The sequence below is a fragment of the Acidaminococcus sp. BV3L6 genome (genome assembly GCF_000468835.1).
Classification (GTDB): domain Bacteria; phylum Bacillota; class Negativicutes; order Acidaminococcales; family Acidaminococcaceae; genus Acidaminococcus; species Acidaminococcus intestini.
In genome coordinates this window covers 1-17441 of sequence record NZ_AWUR01000055.1, presented here as the reverse complement: position 1 = coordinate 17441, position 17441 = coordinate 1, and the positions used below count along the sequence as shown (strand labels likewise).

The window sequence follows — 17441 nt, the reverse complement described above, 5'->3', positions numbered from 1 at the left end:
ATTCTCCTTTCCTGTCAGTTCAGCCCAGGGCTTATTTCTGATTGAGATACTTTTGCAGGCTTTCGCCAAAGTATTTTTGTTCGAGCTTATCGATGGTCCCATCCTTACGAAGTTCCTCAATGGCCTTATCGACTTCTTCGCAAAGTTTGACTTCCTTCTTGTTGACAAGGGCGTAGGTCGGAATGCCTTTGTAGCGCAGATAAACCAGCTGATCTGCGAACCTATGGTACGGAGCATTTTCCTTAGCAATATTGTTCTGGTAGGATAGTTCCACTTCCAAGTAGGCATCATAGCGGCCTTCCATGACCCACGTATAAGCATCGGAGTTATGGAAGTTTTCCGAAGACACAAGGTTGATCTTTTGGTCCGGATGAGCCGTATTGTAGCTTGCAATGACGTTATAGCGAGCGTCCTGCGGGGCAATAGGAGCAAGTTTTCCCTGCGTCTTTGCAAGATCATCGATGCTCTTGATGGTCGCCGCTTCGTCCTTGCGGATGACAAGGCCAATGACGCTGGCTCCGATATTGTTCTTCGGGAAGATATATTTCTTTTCCCGGGCTGGCGTCTTCCAGATGCCCTTCGTGCCAATCGTATATTTCCCCGATTCAACACCAATGAGGAGGTCATCATCAGAGGTCGGGGTGAATTTCCATTCGTATTGGGGCAGCTTTTTCGCAACAGCCTGCATAACGGCGACTTCAAAGCCATCGGGCTCGCCCTTATCATTTACAAAATCATAGGGCACATAGTAATTCGTAAAGGCTACATTGACGACTTTCTTGGCCCCGCCTTCACCAGCGGCGCCTTTATCCACCTTTTTGCCGCAGCCCGCAGCAAGGGCCACAGCCCCAACGAGACCAATTGCAGCAAGATATTTACCAAATTGACGCAACTTCATTTCGATTTCCCCTTTTCTTTCAAAAAAACTTATTTTGCGGCTTCCCGCACCCATTCAAAATGCTTCCAATCCGTATCCCGCGGCACCGTGCAGTCCGCGCCGAGAATGACGCCCGTGCGCCCGGCTGCAGCAAGGAGCCTTTTCGTTTCCGCTTGGATTTCTTCTTTCGTACCCGTGTAAAGGATTTCGTTATCAAGATTGCCAAAGCCGCCGATGACCGCCTTGCCGCCAAAAAGGCGCTTACCCTCTTCAAGGGGCACCCCTTCGACAACAGCAGCCCAGTTGATAGCTTTTGCCGGATAATCCGTGTACCAGGACAAGTCATTGCGGTGTCCCGCGTAGCCGCAGATGTGAAGGATCTGGTAATCACTTACGGCGTTCGCCGCTTCAAGAATGGCCTTTTCCCCCGGAGCAAGGATGGCATCATAGGTTTCGCGCGATACCCCTTGGAGATTCTGGAGGCTCAAATAGATGCCCGTTACGCCCGCTTCCTCAATGACGCGACGGGCCAGTTTTGCAAGGTCACCGGAAATGATATCAAGGCCTTTTTTCACTGCATCCGGATTTTCCTTCACGGCGTCTGCAAGGAACGTTTCCCCATCATCACCGCGCATGAACTTCACCGTCGTCGCGGCACAGAAGACATTGTAGAAATAGGCACGACCATCGTTTCGGCCAACGATTTTCTTGGCATATTCGATCTGGCGCGTAAACCAAGGGGAATCATCGGGGAGCGGTTTGATCTTTGCAAAATCAGCAGCGCTCTTGAGACCCAGGACCGTCTCATTTTCATAAGGGAAGAACCCGTCCGTCATGATCTTCACATAGTCAGGATCTGCCTCATCAATGTATTTTGTTTCGCCCGCAAGGAGCGTTTCCGTAAGTTCCGGATGCTGGAACGCATCAGAATGGATTTCATCTTTCAGAAAATGAAACCAAAAACTCACAGGAACCCGTTCCACGGGTTTGTTATCAAAAGCAGCCAGGACCAACTCTTTTTTTGTCGTCATTTTTCTTCCTCCTCAGGCAAAAAAGGTAATAAAAAGACCACCCTCCCCTATGACAGAGACGGTGGTCCGCGGTTCCACTCTGTTAATACTGCCCATGCAGTATCACTCACACCTGTAACGCAGGTCCTGCGTGGCTGCCTACTCTCATTTCGGCCTCCCAGCTCCCAAAGGCATTCCATCGCACTTTCCGTTCAAACAGGCTTTCAGCCGGTGACCTGTCTCTCTGTATCCGGTCCATGCGTGTACTTATTTTGTTCATCGCTTTTCCTATATGAAATTTTTTATTTCGGATCCAAAACCAATTGCCGTTATCCTACTCCAAGAAAGTATATTCGTCAACTATGATTTAAAAAAAATTTATTGCAGGGATTTTATGATAATTTTGCGTAAAGATTTTTACAGTTTTATACTGCATTTTTAATACGAGTACTGATATGACTACAAGGCGTATTGTATTAGCATCAATGCGGTTTTTAGATGATTTCAAAGGAGTAGGAATAGATATTTTGTCCGCGTGTAATAGATATTTTAAATAAAAAATTGAGAAAGAAATAGAAGCGAATCATGAGCAAAATAGTAGAATTTTATTTGCTCATCTCCAAAGGAGCAAGGTATATCATAAATTCCAATTTCTCTAGGAATTCTCTAAGTGACTTACGCTTAGCTACATAAGTAGCTAGGAGAAAAAACGCTCTTTATCATACTTTTTCTCTATATTTTATTTTTTTCTCAGTAAAATATTATCCTCAAAAGCCAAGTATTTTTCTCATATTTTCAAGGTACAATCTCTTTTATATCCAAAAATCACCCGTCATTTCAATTAATTATATTCATGTCTATTATTTTTAATTTAAATTATCGAATATTTCATTTAGTTTTAGATATCACTAATATGATTAGTGATATAATTAAGGTAACAAGATAAAGGAGATGGTTACGATGTCAATGCCCCCATCAGAAATGCAGAACTATACCCGTATCCTAGAAGAAGAATTGATTCCTGCCATGGGCTGCACAGAACCAATTGCGATTGCCTATGCCGCTGCAAAAGCAAAGTCCTATTTGCCTGAAAATGTGGAATCCTACGAAGTTCGCTGCTCCGGAAACATAATAAAAAATGTCAAAGGCGTCACGGTTCCTAATTCCGGCGGTCAAAAGGGGATTCCTGCCGCAGCTGCGTTAGGAATTGTCGGCGGGAATGCAGATTCTGTATTGGAAGTAATCGAAGGCGTGACAGACAAGGACCGCCAGTCCTGTAAAGAACTTGTTTCCCGCAATGTCTGCGATGTTGAACTCGTTAAAGGAGTTCCTGGCCTATACATCGATGTTTGCTTGAGAGGAAAACACCATTCCTCAGAAGTTGTTCTATCAGGCACTCACACAAACATCATCAAGATTGCCCAAGATGACAAAATCCTCTTTGATGAGAAGACGACAGACTCTACTGCTACTGGCAAAGGGGACCGCTCTAAGATGACGTTCCACGGTATTTTGGAATATGCCAATACCGTTCCCATCAGTGCTGTACAAGACCTCCTCGACAAACAGATTGAAATGAATTCTGCCATCTCCGAAGAAGGTCTAAATCATCCTTGGGGCGCAGAAGTAGGCCGCAGCATTAGGGAAATCTATGGAGACTGCGTAGAAGCAAGAGCCGTTGCAGCCGCAGCTGCTGGATCCGATGCTCGCATGAGCGGATGCCCGAAACCAGTTGTCATCAACTCCGGGTCAGGCAACCAAGGAATTACAGTAAGCATGCCTGTTATTGTCTATGCCAAAGAATGGAAACTTAGTCCTGAAATTAGATACAGAGCGCTTATTGTAAGCAATCTCATTTCCATCTACATCAAGCATTATATCGGTCCTTTATCCGCTTTCTGCGGTGCAGTCAGTGCATCCTGCGGATCCGGCGCCGCTATCACTTATATGGCAGGCGGGGATAATGCAGCGATTGCTCGGACAACCACCAATATGCTTGGAAACGTTAGCGGGATTGTTTGCGATGGTGCTAAGCCAAGCTGTGCCGCGAAGATTGCATCCAGTCTGCAGGCGGCAATTCTTGCCCACAAAATGGCAATGAAGGACCGTAGTTTCAAAGGAGGTGAAGGACTCATCGAAAAAGATATTGAGGAAACCATTAAAAACATTGGTTATCTTGGAAAAGTCGGGATGAAAGAAACGGACATTACCATCTTGAACACCATGATTCACAAGGTAAATGTCTCGAAGGCGTTGGAAAATTAAGGAGCTGACTTTATATGGACAAGAAGAAAAAGAAAGGCTCGATTAATGCATTTGTAATCGTTGCCGGTGTTATTGTTGCCTGTTGGATTCTATCATTCTTTATTTCACCTGGTGCATTTGAAAGACAAGTACTCAACGGCCGTACTGTTGTTATTGCAAATTCCTTCCACCCAGTTGACAAAATCTACCTTGGACCTCAAGCCCTATTCCAAGCAATTCCGAATGGCTTAGTCTCCAGTTCTGGCATGATGTTCCTTGTCATGCTAGTTGCCGGCTGCATTGAAGTCTATAAGCGGACAGGGACCCTTGATAAAGCCATGGCAGGCGTTCTCGCAAAATCCGATACAGTTGGGTCTGAAAAGATTCTCATCGCAATCATGATTATCTTCGGATGCCTCGGTGGCTTCTTAGGTTGGAACGAACAGATTGTCCCCTTCATTCCGATTGTCATTTCCCTATGTATTGCCTTAGGGTATGACCTTATGACTGGTCTTGCCTGCTCGGCCATGATTGACATGATCAGTTTCTCCTTCTCCCCGACCAGCGTTTACACCGTTGGCATTTCCGATGAAATCGCAGAACTTCCGATGTTCTCCGGGTTTCTCTTCCGGTTTATTCTGCTGGTTCTCACCAACATCATTATGTATATCTATGTATTAAGATATGCGAGAGCCGTAAAAAGCGGGAAACGTGAATCAATTACGGCGGATATCGATGACAGCAAATTCCACATTGACTACAGCGAATCCTTAAAAGATCCCATGAATGGCCGTCAGAAACTTTCCCTGGTAGTCTTCCTCATCACCTTCGTTGCTTCTATTGCGGGCGTATCCAGCTTTGGTTGGTCCATGAATGACCTCTCCGCCTGCTTCCTCTTCACCGCAATTGCAGCAGGCGTAATCAACCGTATCGCTCCGGGTGAACTCGTCAATACGATTATCGCCGGCGCAAAAGATGGCCTCACCCCTGCCCTTGTTATTGGTCTTGCCAGAGGTATCCAGTGGATCCTGACGGCTTCGGCTATCATCGATCCTATCATCAATGCTATTTCTCAGCCTTTGATGGCAATGCCAAAATATTTGACCCCGATTGCCGTTATGGTTGTTATTGCCCTCTTTAACGGACTCATTACGTCCGGTTCTGCAAAAGCAATGGCTTTAATGCCTATCTTGATTCCGCTGGCTGACCTTGTTGGCATGACCCGTCAGACAATGATCCTTGCCTTCCAGTTTGGTGATGGGTTAACGAACTCTGCCTGGTTCACAAGCGGCACACTGCTTATCTTCTTGACCATCGCTGGAATTCCGCTCAAGAAATGGTGGAAATTTGTTACGCCATTGTTGCTTATTTTAACTGTAGTCTGCATTATTGCCTTGATTATCGCAACGAAGATCAATTATGGTCCATTCTGATGCCAGTTAGGAGGAATATCAAATGGATGTAAAGAAAGAAATTGAAAGTATTCAAAATGAATTGGTAGAAATTCGGCGCCACCTGCATGCACATCCCGAACAGTCTTGGCATGAATTTGAAACCCAAGCTTATATCATCAACTACTTGGAAAAACTGGGGATTCCCTATGTGAAATCCACAAAATCTGGCGTGATTGCTACCATCAAGGGGCCTCACTCTTCGGATAAGATTTTGGGAATTCGTGCAGACATTGATGCCCTGCCGATTACCGAACTTGGGACCTGCGAATATAAATCCAAAAACGAAGGCACTATGCATGCATGCGGTCACGATACTCATATTACAATTCTTCTTGGAACGGCTAAAATACTTGCAAAGATGAAAGATGAGCTTACCATCACAGTTCGTCTTCTCTTCCAACCGGCAGAAGAAAAAATTGATGACAGCGGGGCCTACTACATGAAAGAAGATCCGCTCGTCAAAGAATGCTCTCGCCTCATTGCCCTTCATATCTGGAGCAAGATTCCTGTAGGATGCGCTTCCCTCCGTTATGGTCCTGTCATGAGCGCAGCTGATACATTTGACATCTACATTGACGGGAAGGGTGGTCATGGTGCTCTGCCGCATCAAACCATCGATCCCATCGTTGCAGGAGCCCAGTTCGTCAATGAAGTGCAGACCGTCATCAGCCGAGAAGTCAACCCTCTTGAGCCTGCCGTTATCAGCGTCACTGCATTCAATTCCGGCACGACTTCCAACGTTATCCCTGGAACTGCTCATCTCCAAGGTACAGCAAGGACTTTTAACACTGACCTCCGCAATGCATATCCTGGCATTCTCGAAAGAATTGCCAAAGGCGTTGCTGAATCCTCCAGAACGAACATTAAAGTCGACTACCATTTTGGGCCACCTCCCATGATCAATGATGATGAGTGCGTTAAAACCGGACGTCTTGCCTGCTCCAAAGTTTTTGAAAAAGATAAAATCATTGACTGGGAGCTCCAAATGGGTGGAGAAGATTTCGCTAAGTACAACATTCCTAAATGCCTTCTTCTATTAGGAGGCGGCTTTAAAAACGAAAACAGAAGATACCCCCAGCATAGTCCATACTTCGATATTGATGAAAAAGCCCTAGGATTGGGAGTTCATTACTTTGTTGAATATGTACTTGCTTATGAGGATGAATCAAAATAAACAAAACAATTGATCGAGTAGGAGGGATTTCTAAATAGAAATCCCGACCTCTCACACCACCGTGCGTACCAGTCGAAGCGCGGCGGTTTCCTAGTTTTCACAAACTTGCTTGCAATAGCTCGTCATGGTTATATAACCATGACGAGCTATTTCCTCGTTCGTAAAGAGCGAACTCAGCATAAGCGCCGCTCTCCATGGTCCTTTTTGGCAATTTGCCAGCAAGTTTGCAATGATGTCGTTGTGTTCGGCAATCCTCACATGGGTAGGCGTTCCCGCATATCCTTGCTGCTTGGCAGCTGCCTTTTACGGGCAACCTTCTCTATGAAGTTTTCTGCTTTTAATTTCCTGCCTGACACCCTTCATTAACTGACATCTCCTAAGATTCGGTCCTTCCTGGACGGTCTATAGCCCGTCCAGTACTATGGTCTCTGCTGACTCCTCACGATGAATCTTATTTGGGCCACGGCCGCCAATTTCATGGCTTCGGCCATGTCCGTGAGGCCTCCCTGGATAAGAACGTACTCTTTCTCTCCATTCACCTGCCGCATCTACCCTTTGGGATTCCAAATCGTTATGGGATTTCAGTCTGTATTGCGACCTTATCCATCCCAAACTGGCCTTATGTGTTTTCTGTTCGTTAGGTCGGAGATTTTCCCGTACCTTCCTTCAAGTTCTACCTCACGATGTTGCCTTTGGTGTTCGGCTATGACTTTCCCACTACTAGGGCAGTCTAGGGACTTTCACCTTTAAGAGTGCGCCCATGCCGGGCGCACAGAGAAAGAGGAACCAACGAAAGCTTGGTTCCTCTTTCTTTGTGATAGGTATCCCCCTGATTTTCAAGGCACCCAGTTTGTAGAAACTTATCTCGTTAATTTACGATGGGTATTAAAGAAGATGAATCCAATCGCTAGGAAAGCCACCATAACTACGGCACCAACACCAGCAGTAAAGCCCAATCCACTCATCAGCCAAAGCGGCGTCAGACCCACAAAAATATCTTTCCATGCAGAAATTGTAGAATAGATGCCATGACTGTCACCAGCATGAGATTCGGAATTCGGATCAATGGAGCGGACAAGTGCTAATCCAGTAGAGGTATTCCCTGTAGCAGCACCAAAGCACATGCAGGCTTTTTCAAACCATTCCTCTCTGGCAAATTTTCTAGCACAGAACAGAACAAGGGGAACTGTAAGCGTTGTCAGCACGATACTGTAGATAGCTAAAGGAGCTGCATAGGTAGATACAAATTTTAGGTTGAGCGTCGCCATTGCAGTGAAAACAACCAGTTCCAAGAAGAACCCCGACAGCAATTTAATGGTCTTCAGGTCAACAAATTTTTCCAAATGAAGGCGTTCAATAATTGCCCACATAACAGCGCCGCCAACGACACCGTGCAACACGCTCGGCAAATGCAGGGCCTTAAAAGCAGGGAAAGTATTTAAGAATCCAAAGATTTGCTGCCCAATAAACAGAGCACCCATCAACCAAGCAAATTGGAGGCAAAGATGGTTGATACTAATAGAAGTCGTCACTGTGCTCCCAATCGATTTTCGTTATTCTTCAGGTAACGCTCCGCCATAAAAATAATCCGGTTGCTTAGTCGGCTCCTTAACAAAAGTTCCCCAACCTCTTCTAACACCACAATTAACCAAGGCCATCCCTACGGTCATGGCTACAATTAGCCCCACCGTGGAAAGCACCATTGCAACAGCCATATGACCTTCAAGACCCTGTTTTTCAAAAGAAGCAGCAGCTGCAGCGGCCGTTCCATGACCGCCATGGAATGAGAATACACCCAAAACGCCCCACCCTAAAGGCAACCCTGGCCAGAACTGGCTCAGCAGTCCACCTAACAGTGTACCTACGCACATCTGCATACCATAAGCCGGCATTGGCAGACACACATAATCAAGATAAGAATGGAGCATTTTCCGATTGAAACTAACCCCGAAGACCAGGGATACCATTACGATATCAATTAGGACGCCAGGAACGCTTCCCAGTACTTTAGGAACGGTGATGAGACCAAGCCCTTGCTGTCCCAGTCCCAACATCACTAACCCGCCCACCAAAGAAGCTGGCAAAAAAAGCTTTTGCAGCGGTTTTACGAATTCTCGAACAAAAAAGCCAGCTAAGATGAGTATACTCACAGCAGTCATCATGTTCATCAATGCTCTAATTGACATATTGCACCTCAACTTCCCCAGTTTTTCTACTGAGTTAAAAGAATTTCCACTTGCATCATTTTTCACTAGTCTTCTTGACACGAGCATTAGCAGAAAATTGACATTGGATTAAAGTACCAAACGGCTTAAGGCTTAAAATCCAGGAACAGGATACGTTGGCTTTTTCCCTTCATACACTTCCTCAATTCCCCGTGCACACATAAGGCTTGCATTAATGGAAGCTTCTTTGGTTGCCCCGCCAATATGAGGCGAAACGATGACATTATCCAAGGAGAGGATAGGATTATCCGGGCTGATAGGTTCTTCTTGAAGCACATCAAGAGCAGCCCCAGCAATAACACCCTCTTTGCACGCATCGTACAGGTCCTTTTCATTCACCACCATGCCGCGGGATGTATTAATCAGATAAGCAGTCCTTTTCATGTACTGGAATTTCTCTTTATTGATAAATTCCTTCGTATCCGCTGTAAGGGGGCTATGAACGGATACAAAATCACTCTTACCGAGCAGTTCATCCAGGTCTTTGATTGGCGTAATGAAATCAGGATAAGAATCAACGGGTCTGAAAGGGTCCCATGCGAGGACCTTCATAGAGAAGGCCTTATTGCATTTTTCTGCCACCAAGGTCCCGATTCTTCCGCAGCCAATGATACCAAACGTCTTACCATGAAGGGTATGTTTCTCGATTTTCATTTTGGCCTTCATGTAGTCATTCAGGAATTCTTTCTGCACGGCCTTGAAGTTTCGAGAGATAATCAGCATATTCATGACTGCAGTTTCAGCGACGGAATCACTGTTTGCAGTAGGGGCAAACACGCACATGACACCATGATCTTTTGCGGCAACAACATCAATGAAATCGAAGCCAGCGCCATGACGAGCCACGACTTTTAGCTGATCTGCTGCCTCAAAAACCTTGCGGGTAATTTTTGTCGTGCGGCATACCATTGCGTCCATGCCCTTGATTTCCCGGCACAGCGTTTCCTCATCCGTACCAGTTCCCATGACAAGGGTGTGACCATGACTTTCAAGATATTCGCGACCTTCAGGCAAAATATCTTGAGGTAAATAAATCTTCCATCCCATGATATCTTCCCTCCTTAATCTGCACGATAATAATCATCGATGATTTCGAATTCTTTTTCTTTGATGAGTTTATCAACCCAAGAACGGTTGATGGTTCCATTCAGCGTTGCCTGCAGCTTACCGCCGTCCTTTTCCTTGAAAGCCTGTGCGTCTTTCAGAATCGTCGGGGCATCTTTTCGAGGAATAACAACGATGCCATCCGGATCTGCGAGGATGATATCACCAGGGTTTACACTGATTTCGCCGCAGGAAATAGGGACATTGATTTCTCCAGGGCCTTCTTTATAGGGGCCGCCAGGGGTTGTGCCCGTTGCATAAACAGGGAAATCCCAATGACCAATTTCGTCAATATCACGGATAGGCCCGTCAAGAATGATCCCAGCAATTTTCTTTACCTTATAGAGGAAAGCCATCATGACTTCGCCAAGCAGTGCTCTTGTCATATCATGTTCATTGGATACAACAATGACGTCACCTTCCTGTGCCATATTGAGGGCGGCATGAAGGGCAAGGTTGTCACCACCGCGTGCTTTGACGGTAAGGGCAGGACCAGCCATTATTTGAGCCTTCGGACTGCTTACAAGATGAATACGCGGATTCATGGCGCAGCTGCGGCCCATTACATCCCCTACATTCGAAGCCGGAATCTCTTTGAATGCTTCAATAAGTTCCGGGTCCGGAAGCTGTCTCTTTAGATAAATTCTCTTTCCAACTGACATATCAATCACTCCTATTCTATATAACCAGTTCAATAAAGCGCTTTCGTTAGCTATAAAATACATTGAATCGTCTAATAATTCAAACAACCGTTTTCTCGTATTTCAACAATAAATCATTGTTGAAATACTTTTATACGGCTATAATATTGGTAGATAATAAATTCATTGGGTTCGGCTATTTTCAATTTAAAAGGAGGATTCATGGATTCTAATCTCAATATTTTGTCACTCTATTATTTTGTTGTTCTTGCTAAAGAACTCCACATGACCCATGCTGCCAAAAAACTCTATATTACTCAGCAGAATCTTAGTCAGCATATCCAAAAACTCGAAGCACACTACGGCGTTGAACTCTTTGTTCGAAAGCCTAAAATGGCGCTGACTATCGAAGGTGAACAGCTCTACGATACAGCTTCTAAAATTCTTTCCGAAGAAGAAGATATCGTCAATAAATTCAGCATCATATCCCAAAAAAGCATTGGCCGTCTTCGGATAGGAATTCCGACCTATAGAGCGAACGTGTTTCTTCCTTACGTACTCCCGAAGTTTTATGAGAAATGGCCCAACATCCACATTGACTTGATTGATCAAAGTTCTGATAAGACCGAGAAAATGCTTTTCGATAACCAGCTCGACCTTTTTATCGGTATAAAATACGATTCCAATCCTTCGCTAGTCATTACACCCTTATTGGATGACAAGATCTACCTTGCTGTGACAACAGAACTTTTGGAAAAATACACACCGCTTTCCAAAGCTGAAGCAGCCAAACTGCAAAAACAAGGAACAGACATGCTACCATTCAAAAATATGCCTTTTCTGCTCCAAAAAGGGACATCCCGTCTTCGTCAAACGATTGATAAGTGCTTCCGTGAAGCGAAAATACAGCCTCGTATCTTTCTCGAGGCAACAGCATCAGAATTGCTCATATCCCTTTTCCCCTATCACTATGGGGGGATCTTCTTGACGCAAATGCGCCTCAATACCATCAAGAAGACTTCTCCATCAATCTTTTTATTCCCTCTGCGTTCCGGGAAAGACTATGTTCAGCATAGATTAGTGCTTGCTTATCACAAAGACTATGAATTGCCTCCTTATGCAAAGGACTTCATTAATTTCTTCAAAGAAGCAATCATTCATAAAGAAGAAATATTGGCAGACTAAACCAATAAGAAGATCTATCGATTATTCACAACATATTTCGGAGATTCTTGTTTAGCTATGAGTCTAAGATTTTCCACAATCATGGGCATAATACTTTCAGCTATATCATTGGTAACGCCACCCACATGAGGTGTCACAATGAAATTGGGGTACTGCAGCAAAGGATTATCCTTCGAGATAGGGGTCTCTTCCGTACAATCAAGGCCAGCACCCAGAACGTGCCCATTTTTCACTGCTTCAAGGAGCGCAGCGTCGTCTATAATGCCGCTCCTTGCCGTATTAATGACAATGGCATTCTGTTTCAATAGGGAAATATTTTCAGTGTTCAGCATATGAGCCGTAGAATCCATCAAAGGGACATGAAACGTAATTACATCTGATTCTTTCAATAACTGTTCATATTCAACATATTGCAGTTCAAGTTGCTGTTCCATTTCTTCACTCAAACGGAAAGCATCATAATAGAACGTTTTGGCCCCAAAGACCTGCACTTTACGGGCCACCTGGCGCCCTATATTGCCACCTCCGACAATTCCAACAATCTTTCCTCTGAGGGATTGGGATGTTTTATTGAAAAGTTCCCGACTCCAGACCCCTTCCCGGAGTTTTTCTTCGTGTGCCAATAGATTTCGTCCAACGGCAAGCATAAGAAGTACAGCAAGCTCGCTTACTGCATATGCATTAGCACCAGGCGTATTACAAACATCAATGTTTCTTTCTCGAGCAGCTTTAATATCTACTGCATCATACCCTGCGCCCCATCGCATAATCATTTTCAGGCGAGGAGAAAATCTATTGATGACTTCTTTCGGCATCTTCAAGATTCTCAAGATAATGGCATCAACATCGGATTCTTTTTTAAACTCCGCTTCAGTTACAACAGCCCTGACATGAATATCCGTGCCTGCAAAAGTGTTTTGAAACTTTTCAAGAGTTCCTTCAGGGTAGGTCCCTGCAAGCAATACTTCCATAACAAAGCCCTCCTTTACTGCAGCTTTTCAGCAATTTCACGCATCAACGCTTCTTTAGGAGCCTTGATGTCAACTTTGGCGACTTCAGCCATCAGCGCAAATACATTGACATTCAGATCGCGAGCGACCATCTCAAATGTCTTTCGTGTGGAAGAATGAAGACCAGTCATTCCAAGGACAAGATCAAATGCCGAAATCGGATTATGATAATCGTATTTTTCTTTCATAGCAGGTTCCAGCTCTTCATGAATGAATTTTAGGAGTGTAAAGGTGTCAATATATTTAAGTTCGTCTCGTTTCTGCATAAGGGCTACGCAGGCTTCTGCAGGCATATTTCCTGCACTGCGGGCCATCCCCATAAGGCCGCCATCAAGAATATCCGCACCGTGTTCATAGGCTGCAATCGCATTTGCTACGGATAGCCCCAGATTGTTGTGTCCATGGAAAGCAATTGGAATTGAAACCGCCTTTTTCAGTGTTTCTATGAGACGTGCCACATCCTCTGGGAGCATGCATCCAGCAGAATCCATCACCGTAAATTCATCAAGTCCCAGAGATTCCAGTTTTTTTGCTTTTTCAGCAAGATCCTCCGGGGATACAAGATAGGCTTTCATGGCTGCATAAAAAGCCTTGAGCCCTAACGATTTAATTTTTTTCAGAGGATCCAGAGCAGGCGTAATTTCATCGGCATCAAGGCCAATACGAAGGAATTGCATTCCTCCCTCAGCTGCGCGCTCCACATAGGCCTCACGATACCGTTTCGCGTTAAGAAACACCCCGATCATGCTTCCCTTATGCAGATATTTCTGCGCAATCTTGAAATATTCTTCATCCTTAAGCGCTTTTGTAAAGCCCGCAACTTCATAAGCACCGGCGCCGCCTGCATTGCCAAATTCAATATAATCAACGTGGGATGCTACAAGGCCCTTTAAGACCATATCTGTAATTTCTGCATCAAAGCCCTTACCAACAACATTGGCCCCATCACGCAGGGTAGAATCCATAATTTTAACCATTTAAACATTCCATCTCCTTTTTAAATTATTTGAATATATTTTTATTTTATGATACTATCATTTGAGAACGTCGTAAAACAGTAGTTAATTTTATTATCAACAACTTTGTGCTGTAGGAGAATATAATGAGTACAGTTGCTTTTCGATACTTTATCGCAGTCGCCGATGAGCTTAATATGACAAAAGCCGCAGCTAAATTATTTATTTCTCAGCAATCTTTAAGTGCCTATATACAGCGCATGGAAAAACAATATGGTGTTACTTTATTTGAAAGAAAACCTTCTCTTCAACTTACTGAGGCAGGCCGAGCAATGTACTTTTATGCCAAGGAAATCGTTCTGTCCGAAGATAAATTGACTTCACGCTTCGCCGATATTACAAAGAACTGTAGAGCCCACTTAACAATTGGCATGTCTAGGCAACGCTCCCAAATATTTTTTAAAAATATTTGGGAAAAATATCACGATCAAAATCCAAATATATCTGTAACAATCGTTGAGAGAAATACAGATCAACTATTGTCTCTTCTTCGTTCTAATAAGATTGATTTGTGTATGGGTATTGATGTCGCTCCATCCAAAGATCTTGAGGTTATTAGTCTATTTACAGAACGCTTATGTTGTTCACTCTCCACAGATCTTTTAAAACGCTATCATCCTGCCACTTGGCACGATGATCTCGCCAAGTTTAAAAAGCGTGGGCTTTACTTAACGGATATTTGTGATTTACCATTTCTTTTAGTTCCAACACACAACAAGATTAGAAACAGTATTGATAGTTTTTTTTCATCTCATCGTATTTATCCTGAGATAATCCTTGAAACTAATAATCAAGAGTTAATTCTCAGTCTCGCCGCTAATGGAGTCGGCATCATATCCCCAATGTACTTATACGAATTATGGCAGGCACGCCCCATTTCGCTTTCATTTCCTAATATTTTCCCAATTCAAACAGATACATTTAGTAACACGGTTAATATTGTTATACGAAAGGGAGAACATCTCCCGAGCTATGGGATGAATATGATTATTTCTATACAAAAAGAGTTAGGCCATTATAAAAATGTCATTAATAAAATGAATTCATTTCATTTAGTTGAATAAATATTTTAAGTATATTATCATGATAAAAAAATCAGGATTATAAATAATCCTGTGGTTAAGCTATAACGAAATTGTGGTTTTAAAGAGGACTTAAAGCGTTGAAAATCGCTTTGAGTCCTCTTTTTCTCCCAATTATAGGGTGTAGGTTTCATTTCTGTTTAGACAATACAGTATGCGGTTCCGCGTCCTATCAAAATTACGAAACCCATTTGCATTGTACATTAATCGCTCCAACATTCTATTCTTTGATTCAATATGGCTGTTGTTAATCCGGGAATCTCCTACGTAAGTAAAGGAATTGATGATCTCTTCTCTCCAATTTATCAGCAAGGTAGCAAATGGTTCGTATTCGATAATTCCTGAATTCCCGAATACATCGATTGCCTCTTCTAACATCTTTGCAGCTGTACTAGCTGTGCAGCTGCTGTTCATGTTGATATAGTATTCCTTTAGCTCATAGGCTTTTGCAAGCTCTGGAAAGGTTGCAAAAGCCAGATCTCTAATCTGCCTATAGGTAAGATAGCGTTTCAATCTACGGTTGTATTTTGCCTTGTTGTCTAGATTTGCATTATGGTAAAAGACATGTCTGAACTTAAAAATGAGATAAACCATCTCTTCAGAGAGGGCTTGTTTCCTGCATCTTATCAGGATATTTCGGAAACAATTCGTTAGGTTCTTGATAACGTGAAAACTATCAGCACATATCTTGGCCTTTGGAAAATAAGCTTTCGCAAGATTTCTAAAGGGCTCATGGAGGTCTGTCGACACATATTTTACATTGTCTAGTTCGCTTTGATGTAACGTATAGTTCCAGGTGTTTTTCTTAATCTCAGTTAGGTAGTGACTAACGAAATCTTGACGTCTATCGGGTAAAACATCAATAATTACACCTGTTTTGAAATCCATTAAAAGGCAGCAATAGAGCGCTTCATAGTCCGATGAGGGAAAGTAATGCTCATCTACGGATAATATTTCAGGAAGAGGTTTTCGCGGTATTCTCACATGGCTGTCGAATATTCGCAAGACCTTTGTTACAGAGATGTTATAGCGCCTGGCTACATTCGTATAGGTGGCTCCTGGATATTTTAAGTCCTTTAGAATATTAATTTTGGTTTCATAGGTCAATCCTTCGCTCGTATTGATAAAAGGATTATCTTCATGGAATGTTAGATTGCAAATCTTACATTTGTAGCGGCGTTCTTGATATATGATGGTGCATCTACGGTTTGCAAACGTTGCATGGTTTAACCTACGGGAGTAATAGCCATGAATCGCTGCAGGACCGCCACAAACGGGACACTGGGGATTCTTTGGCTTGAGCCAAAGCTTTAACGTCAGGCTGCCATTTTCTTCTTCGATAGAGGTCATTTTCTGGATTCCATCGGCTTTAACGTTAAGCACCTTTGTGATAAACTTTTCTAGAGACATTTTTGTCTTACCTCCTCTGAGAATATAGATCGCATATCTTTATTTTACAGCAGGAGGTTTTTTCTTATTTTCTCGAAATCCAGAACCACAATTTGTTTAAAGCAAAACCACAGAAATGTTATAGGGATGTATACAATCCTTAAAGGGGCGACCACAATCTTGTGATAGCCCTTTCGACCACAAAAAGTGCTATAGGGGTGACCACACCACATGATTATTTATATGCCTAAAAAATCCCGATGCATCAAAAATGTATCGGGATTTTTTCACGACTCAAGACCACATAAAACAATAGGAAAAGATGACAATATTGGACTTTTAATTTAAATATATTTAAAATGCAGACCGCTTTTACTCTTATTTAGAATTATTAAGAAGCGGGCGACAATAATAAGCCGCAAACCCAGCTAAACCACTTATGCTCGAAATCCAAGTAGCCTTTAGTTTCAAAAGTTTATTGATGTTATAAACTAGTTCTGGTTGATGCGTAATAATTCCAAGCATTTGTCCGAAAACAATGATCCTCCCAAAAATCATATAGAGGATCAACGTAACTTCAAATAAAAATACTAGGATAGCATATAATTTATTCTTCATTTCGCACCTCCTATGCACCAGCAACGAGAATTATTTGTAACATAACTAATATATCTATAGCTACAACCAAAGGTTTAAGTCTAACAAGACAATCTTAACGAAACCATATGAGAAATTAACCGAAGAAGAGCTTATAAAGCTGGAGGGAATCCTTCGCTGTTCTCCTCATCTAAGATGTGCTTACGCGCTAACATACGCATTTTCCAAGGTGCTTCGATTCAAAGATCATGCCAACATTTCTTGGGCACTTTCAGCATGGATAGACCTAGTAAAAAGCGCTGATTTACCGGAAATGAACGCTCTGGTTAAGTCCTTTACCTATTGGTACGAAGGAGATCAGGAGCGCCCTTATATATCCTTACTCCAACGGCTTTACTGAAGGCTGCAACAATAAAATCAAGGTGTTAAAAGG

Annotated in this window: 17 protein-coding genes; 7 read left to right on the top strand and 10 right to left on the bottom strand. The window is 43.2% G+C overall.

The features are described 5' to 3' along the window. Positions 1–31: 31 nt before the first annotated feature. Positions 32–898 carry a transporter substrate-binding domain-containing protein gene (locus HMPREF1246_RS09710; RefSeq protein WP_035224806.1) on the bottom strand — a complete coding sequence of 289 codons (867 nt, stop codon included), beginning with the start codon at positions 896–898 and terminating at the stop codon, positions 32–34. A gap of 29 nt (positions 899–927) precedes the next feature. Beyond that, positions 928–1908, bottom strand: a complete 981-nt coding sequence (locus HMPREF1246_RS09705; protein ID WP_021737400.1) for a uroporphyrinogen decarboxylase family protein — start codon at positions 1906–1908, stop codon at positions 928–930. 960 nt (positions 1909–2868) lie between these two features. Between HMPREF1246_RS09705 and HMPREF1246_RS09700 the strand changes: the two genes are divergently transcribed. From HMPREF1246_RS09700 to HMPREF1246_RS09690, 3 genes are read left to right on the top strand one after another with little or no spacing between them, the layout of a single operon-like run. Further along, entirely contained in the window at positions 2869–4152 is a 1284-nt protein-coding gene (locus HMPREF1246_RS09700; RefSeq protein ID WP_231368285.1) for a serine dehydratase subunit alpha family protein, read from the top strand. Between the two features lie 14 nt (positions 4153–4166). After that, positions 4167–5564 carry a YfcC family protein gene (locus HMPREF1246_RS09695; protein WP_021737415.1) on the top strand — a complete coding sequence of 466 codons (1398 nt, stop codon included), beginning with the start codon at positions 4167–4169 and terminating at the stop codon, positions 5562–5564. A 22-nt stretch (positions 5565–5586) separates the two neighbouring features. Next, a complete protein-coding gene (locus HMPREF1246_RS09690) occupies positions 5587–6759 on the top strand; it encodes a M20 family metallopeptidase (protein ID WP_021737426.1) in 1173 nt (390 codons plus the stop codon). 860 nt (positions 6760–7619) lie between these two features. Here the strand turns inward: HMPREF1246_RS09690 and HMPREF1246_RS10635 are convergent. The 4 genes from HMPREF1246_RS10635 to HMPREF1246_RS09675 form a co-directional block, all read right to left on the bottom strand. Next, positions 7620–8240 carry a hypothetical protein gene (locus HMPREF1246_RS10635; protein ID WP_196800440.1) on the bottom strand — a complete coding sequence of 207 codons (621 nt, stop codon included), beginning with the start codon at positions 8238–8240 and terminating at the stop codon, positions 7620–7622. A 72-nt stretch (positions 8241–8312) separates the two neighbouring features. Then, on the bottom strand, positions 8313–9011 hold the full coding sequence (locus HMPREF1246_RS10630; RefSeq protein WP_021737401.1) for a hypothetical protein: 699 nt from the start codon (positions 9009–9011) through the stop codon (positions 8313–8315). Positions 9012–9077: 66 nt separating this feature from the next. Further along, positions 9078–10031, bottom strand: coding sequence for a hydroxyacid dehydrogenase (locus HMPREF1246_RS09680; RefSeq protein ID WP_021737387.1), 954 nt, complete (start codon positions 10029–10031; stop codon positions 9078–9080). Between the two features lie 14 nt (positions 10032–10045). Next, on the bottom strand, positions 10046–10750 hold the full coding sequence (locus HMPREF1246_RS09675) for an RraA family protein (RefSeq protein WP_021737385.1): 705 nt from the start codon (positions 10748–10750) through the stop codon (positions 10046–10048). 201 nt (positions 10751–10951) lie between these two features. Here HMPREF1246_RS09675 and HMPREF1246_RS09670 point away from each other — a divergent pair, with 201 nt between their 5' ends. After that, positions 10952–11914 carry a LysR family transcriptional regulator gene (locus HMPREF1246_RS09670; RefSeq protein WP_021737386.1) on the top strand — a complete coding sequence of 321 codons (963 nt, stop codon included), beginning with the start codon at positions 10952–10954 and terminating at the stop codon, positions 11912–11914. Positions 11915–11928: 14 nt separating this feature from the next. Here the strand turns inward: HMPREF1246_RS09670 and HMPREF1246_RS09665 are convergent, their stop codons facing one another. Then, a complete protein-coding gene (locus tag HMPREF1246_RS09665) occupies positions 11929–12885 on the bottom strand; it encodes a D-isomer specific 2-hydroxyacid dehydrogenase family protein (RefSeq protein WP_021737441.1) in 957 nt (318 codons plus the stop codon). Between the two features lie 14 nt (positions 12886–12899). After that, positions 12900–13901: a 4-hydroxy-2-oxovalerate aldolase gene (locus HMPREF1246_RS09660; protein WP_021737439.1), complete on the bottom strand. Its 1002-nt coding sequence runs from the start codon at positions 13899–13901 to the stop codon at positions 12900–12902. 125 nt (positions 13902–14026) lie between these two features. On the opposite strand from HMPREF1246_RS09660, the gene HMPREF1246_RS09655 reads away from it, so the two are divergent. Then, a complete protein-coding gene (locus HMPREF1246_RS09655) occupies positions 14027–15004 on the top strand; it encodes a LysR family transcriptional regulator (RefSeq protein WP_021737399.1) in 978 nt (325 codons plus the stop codon). Between the two features lie 132 nt (positions 15005–15136). On the opposite strand, the gene HMPREF1246_RS09650 is transcribed toward HMPREF1246_RS09655, so the two are convergent. Both HMPREF1246_RS09650 and HMPREF1246_RS09645 read right to left on the bottom strand, forming a co-directional pair. Beyond that, complete coding sequence (locus HMPREF1246_RS09650; RefSeq protein ID WP_021737395.1) at positions 15137–16432, bottom strand: ISL3 family transposase; 1296 nt, start codon at positions 16430–16432, stop codon at positions 15137–15139. Between the two features lie 357 nt (positions 16433–16789). Continuing rightward, entirely contained in the window at positions 16790–17029 is a 240-nt protein-coding gene (locus HMPREF1246_RS09645; RefSeq protein WP_035224783.1) for a hypothetical protein, read from the bottom strand. Between the two features lie 52 nt (positions 17030–17081). On the opposite strand from HMPREF1246_RS09645, the gene HMPREF1246_RS10355 reads away from it, so the two are divergent. Next, positions 17082–17408: a transposase gene (locus HMPREF1246_RS10355; protein WP_369794699.1), complete on the top strand. Its 327-nt coding sequence runs from the start codon at positions 17082–17084 to the stop codon at positions 17406–17408. Next, a partial coding sequence (locus tag HMPREF1246_RS11125; RefSeq protein ID WP_369794698.1) for a hypothetical protein occupies positions 17380–17441 on the top strand: 62 nt, incomplete at its 3' end. The genes HMPREF1246_RS10355 and HMPREF1246_RS11125, both read left to right, overlap by 29 nt.

Excerpts from the sequence above, each read along its gene's own strand:
- HMPREF1246_RS09710 (WP_035224806.1), bottom strand. The coding sequence starts at position 898 with ATGAAGTTGCGTCAATTTGGTAAATATCTTGCTGCAATTGGTCTCGTT.
- HMPREF1246_RS09705 (WP_021737400.1), bottom strand. The coding sequence starts at position 1,908 with ATGACGACAAAAAAAGAGTTGGTCCTGGCTGCTTTTGATAACAAACCC.
- HMPREF1246_RS09700 (WP_231368285.1), top strand. The coding sequence starts at position 2,869 with ATGCAGAACTATACCCGTATCCTAGAAGAAGAATTGATTCCTGCCATG.
- HMPREF1246_RS09695 (WP_021737415.1), top strand. The coding sequence starts at position 4,167 with ATGGACAAGAAGAAAAAGAAAGGCTCGATTAATGCATTTGTAATCGTT.
- HMPREF1246_RS09690 (WP_021737426.1), top strand. The coding sequence starts at position 5,587 with ATGGATGTAAAGAAAGAAATTGAAAGTATTCAAAATGAATTGGTAGAA.
- HMPREF1246_RS10635 (WP_196800440.1), bottom strand. The coding sequence starts at position 8,240 with ATGGGTGCTCTGTTTATTGGGCAGCAAATCTTTGGATTCTTAAATACT.
- HMPREF1246_RS09680 (WP_021737387.1), bottom strand. The coding sequence starts at position 10,031 with ATGGGATGGAAGATTTATTTACCTCAAGATATTTTGCCTGAAGGTCGC.
- HMPREF1246_RS09675 (WP_021737385.1), bottom strand. The coding sequence starts at position 10,750 with ATGTCAGTTGGAAAGAGAATTTATCTAAAGAGACAGCTTCCGGACCCG.
- HMPREF1246_RS09670 (WP_021737386.1), top strand. The coding sequence starts at position 10,952 with ATGGATTCTAATCTCAATATTTTGTCACTCTATTATTTTGTTGTTCTT.
- HMPREF1246_RS09665 (WP_021737441.1), bottom strand. The coding sequence starts at position 12,885 with ATGGAAGTATTGCTTGCAGGGACCTACCCTGAAGGAACTCTTGAAAAG.
- HMPREF1246_RS09660 (WP_021737439.1), bottom strand. The coding sequence starts at position 13,901 with ATGGTTAAAATTATGGATTCTACCCTGCGTGATGGGGCCAATGTTGTT.
- HMPREF1246_RS09655 (WP_021737399.1), top strand. The coding sequence starts at position 14,027 with ATGAGTACAGTTGCTTTTCGATACTTTATCGCAGTCGCCGATGAGCTT.
- HMPREF1246_RS09650 (WP_021737395.1), bottom strand. The coding sequence starts at position 16,432 with ATGTCTCTAGAAAAGTTTATCACAAAGGTGCTTAACGTTAAAGCCGAT.
- HMPREF1246_RS09645 (WP_035224783.1), bottom strand. The coding sequence starts at position 17,029 with ATGAAGAATAAATTATATGCTATCCTAGTATTTTTATTTGAAGTTACG.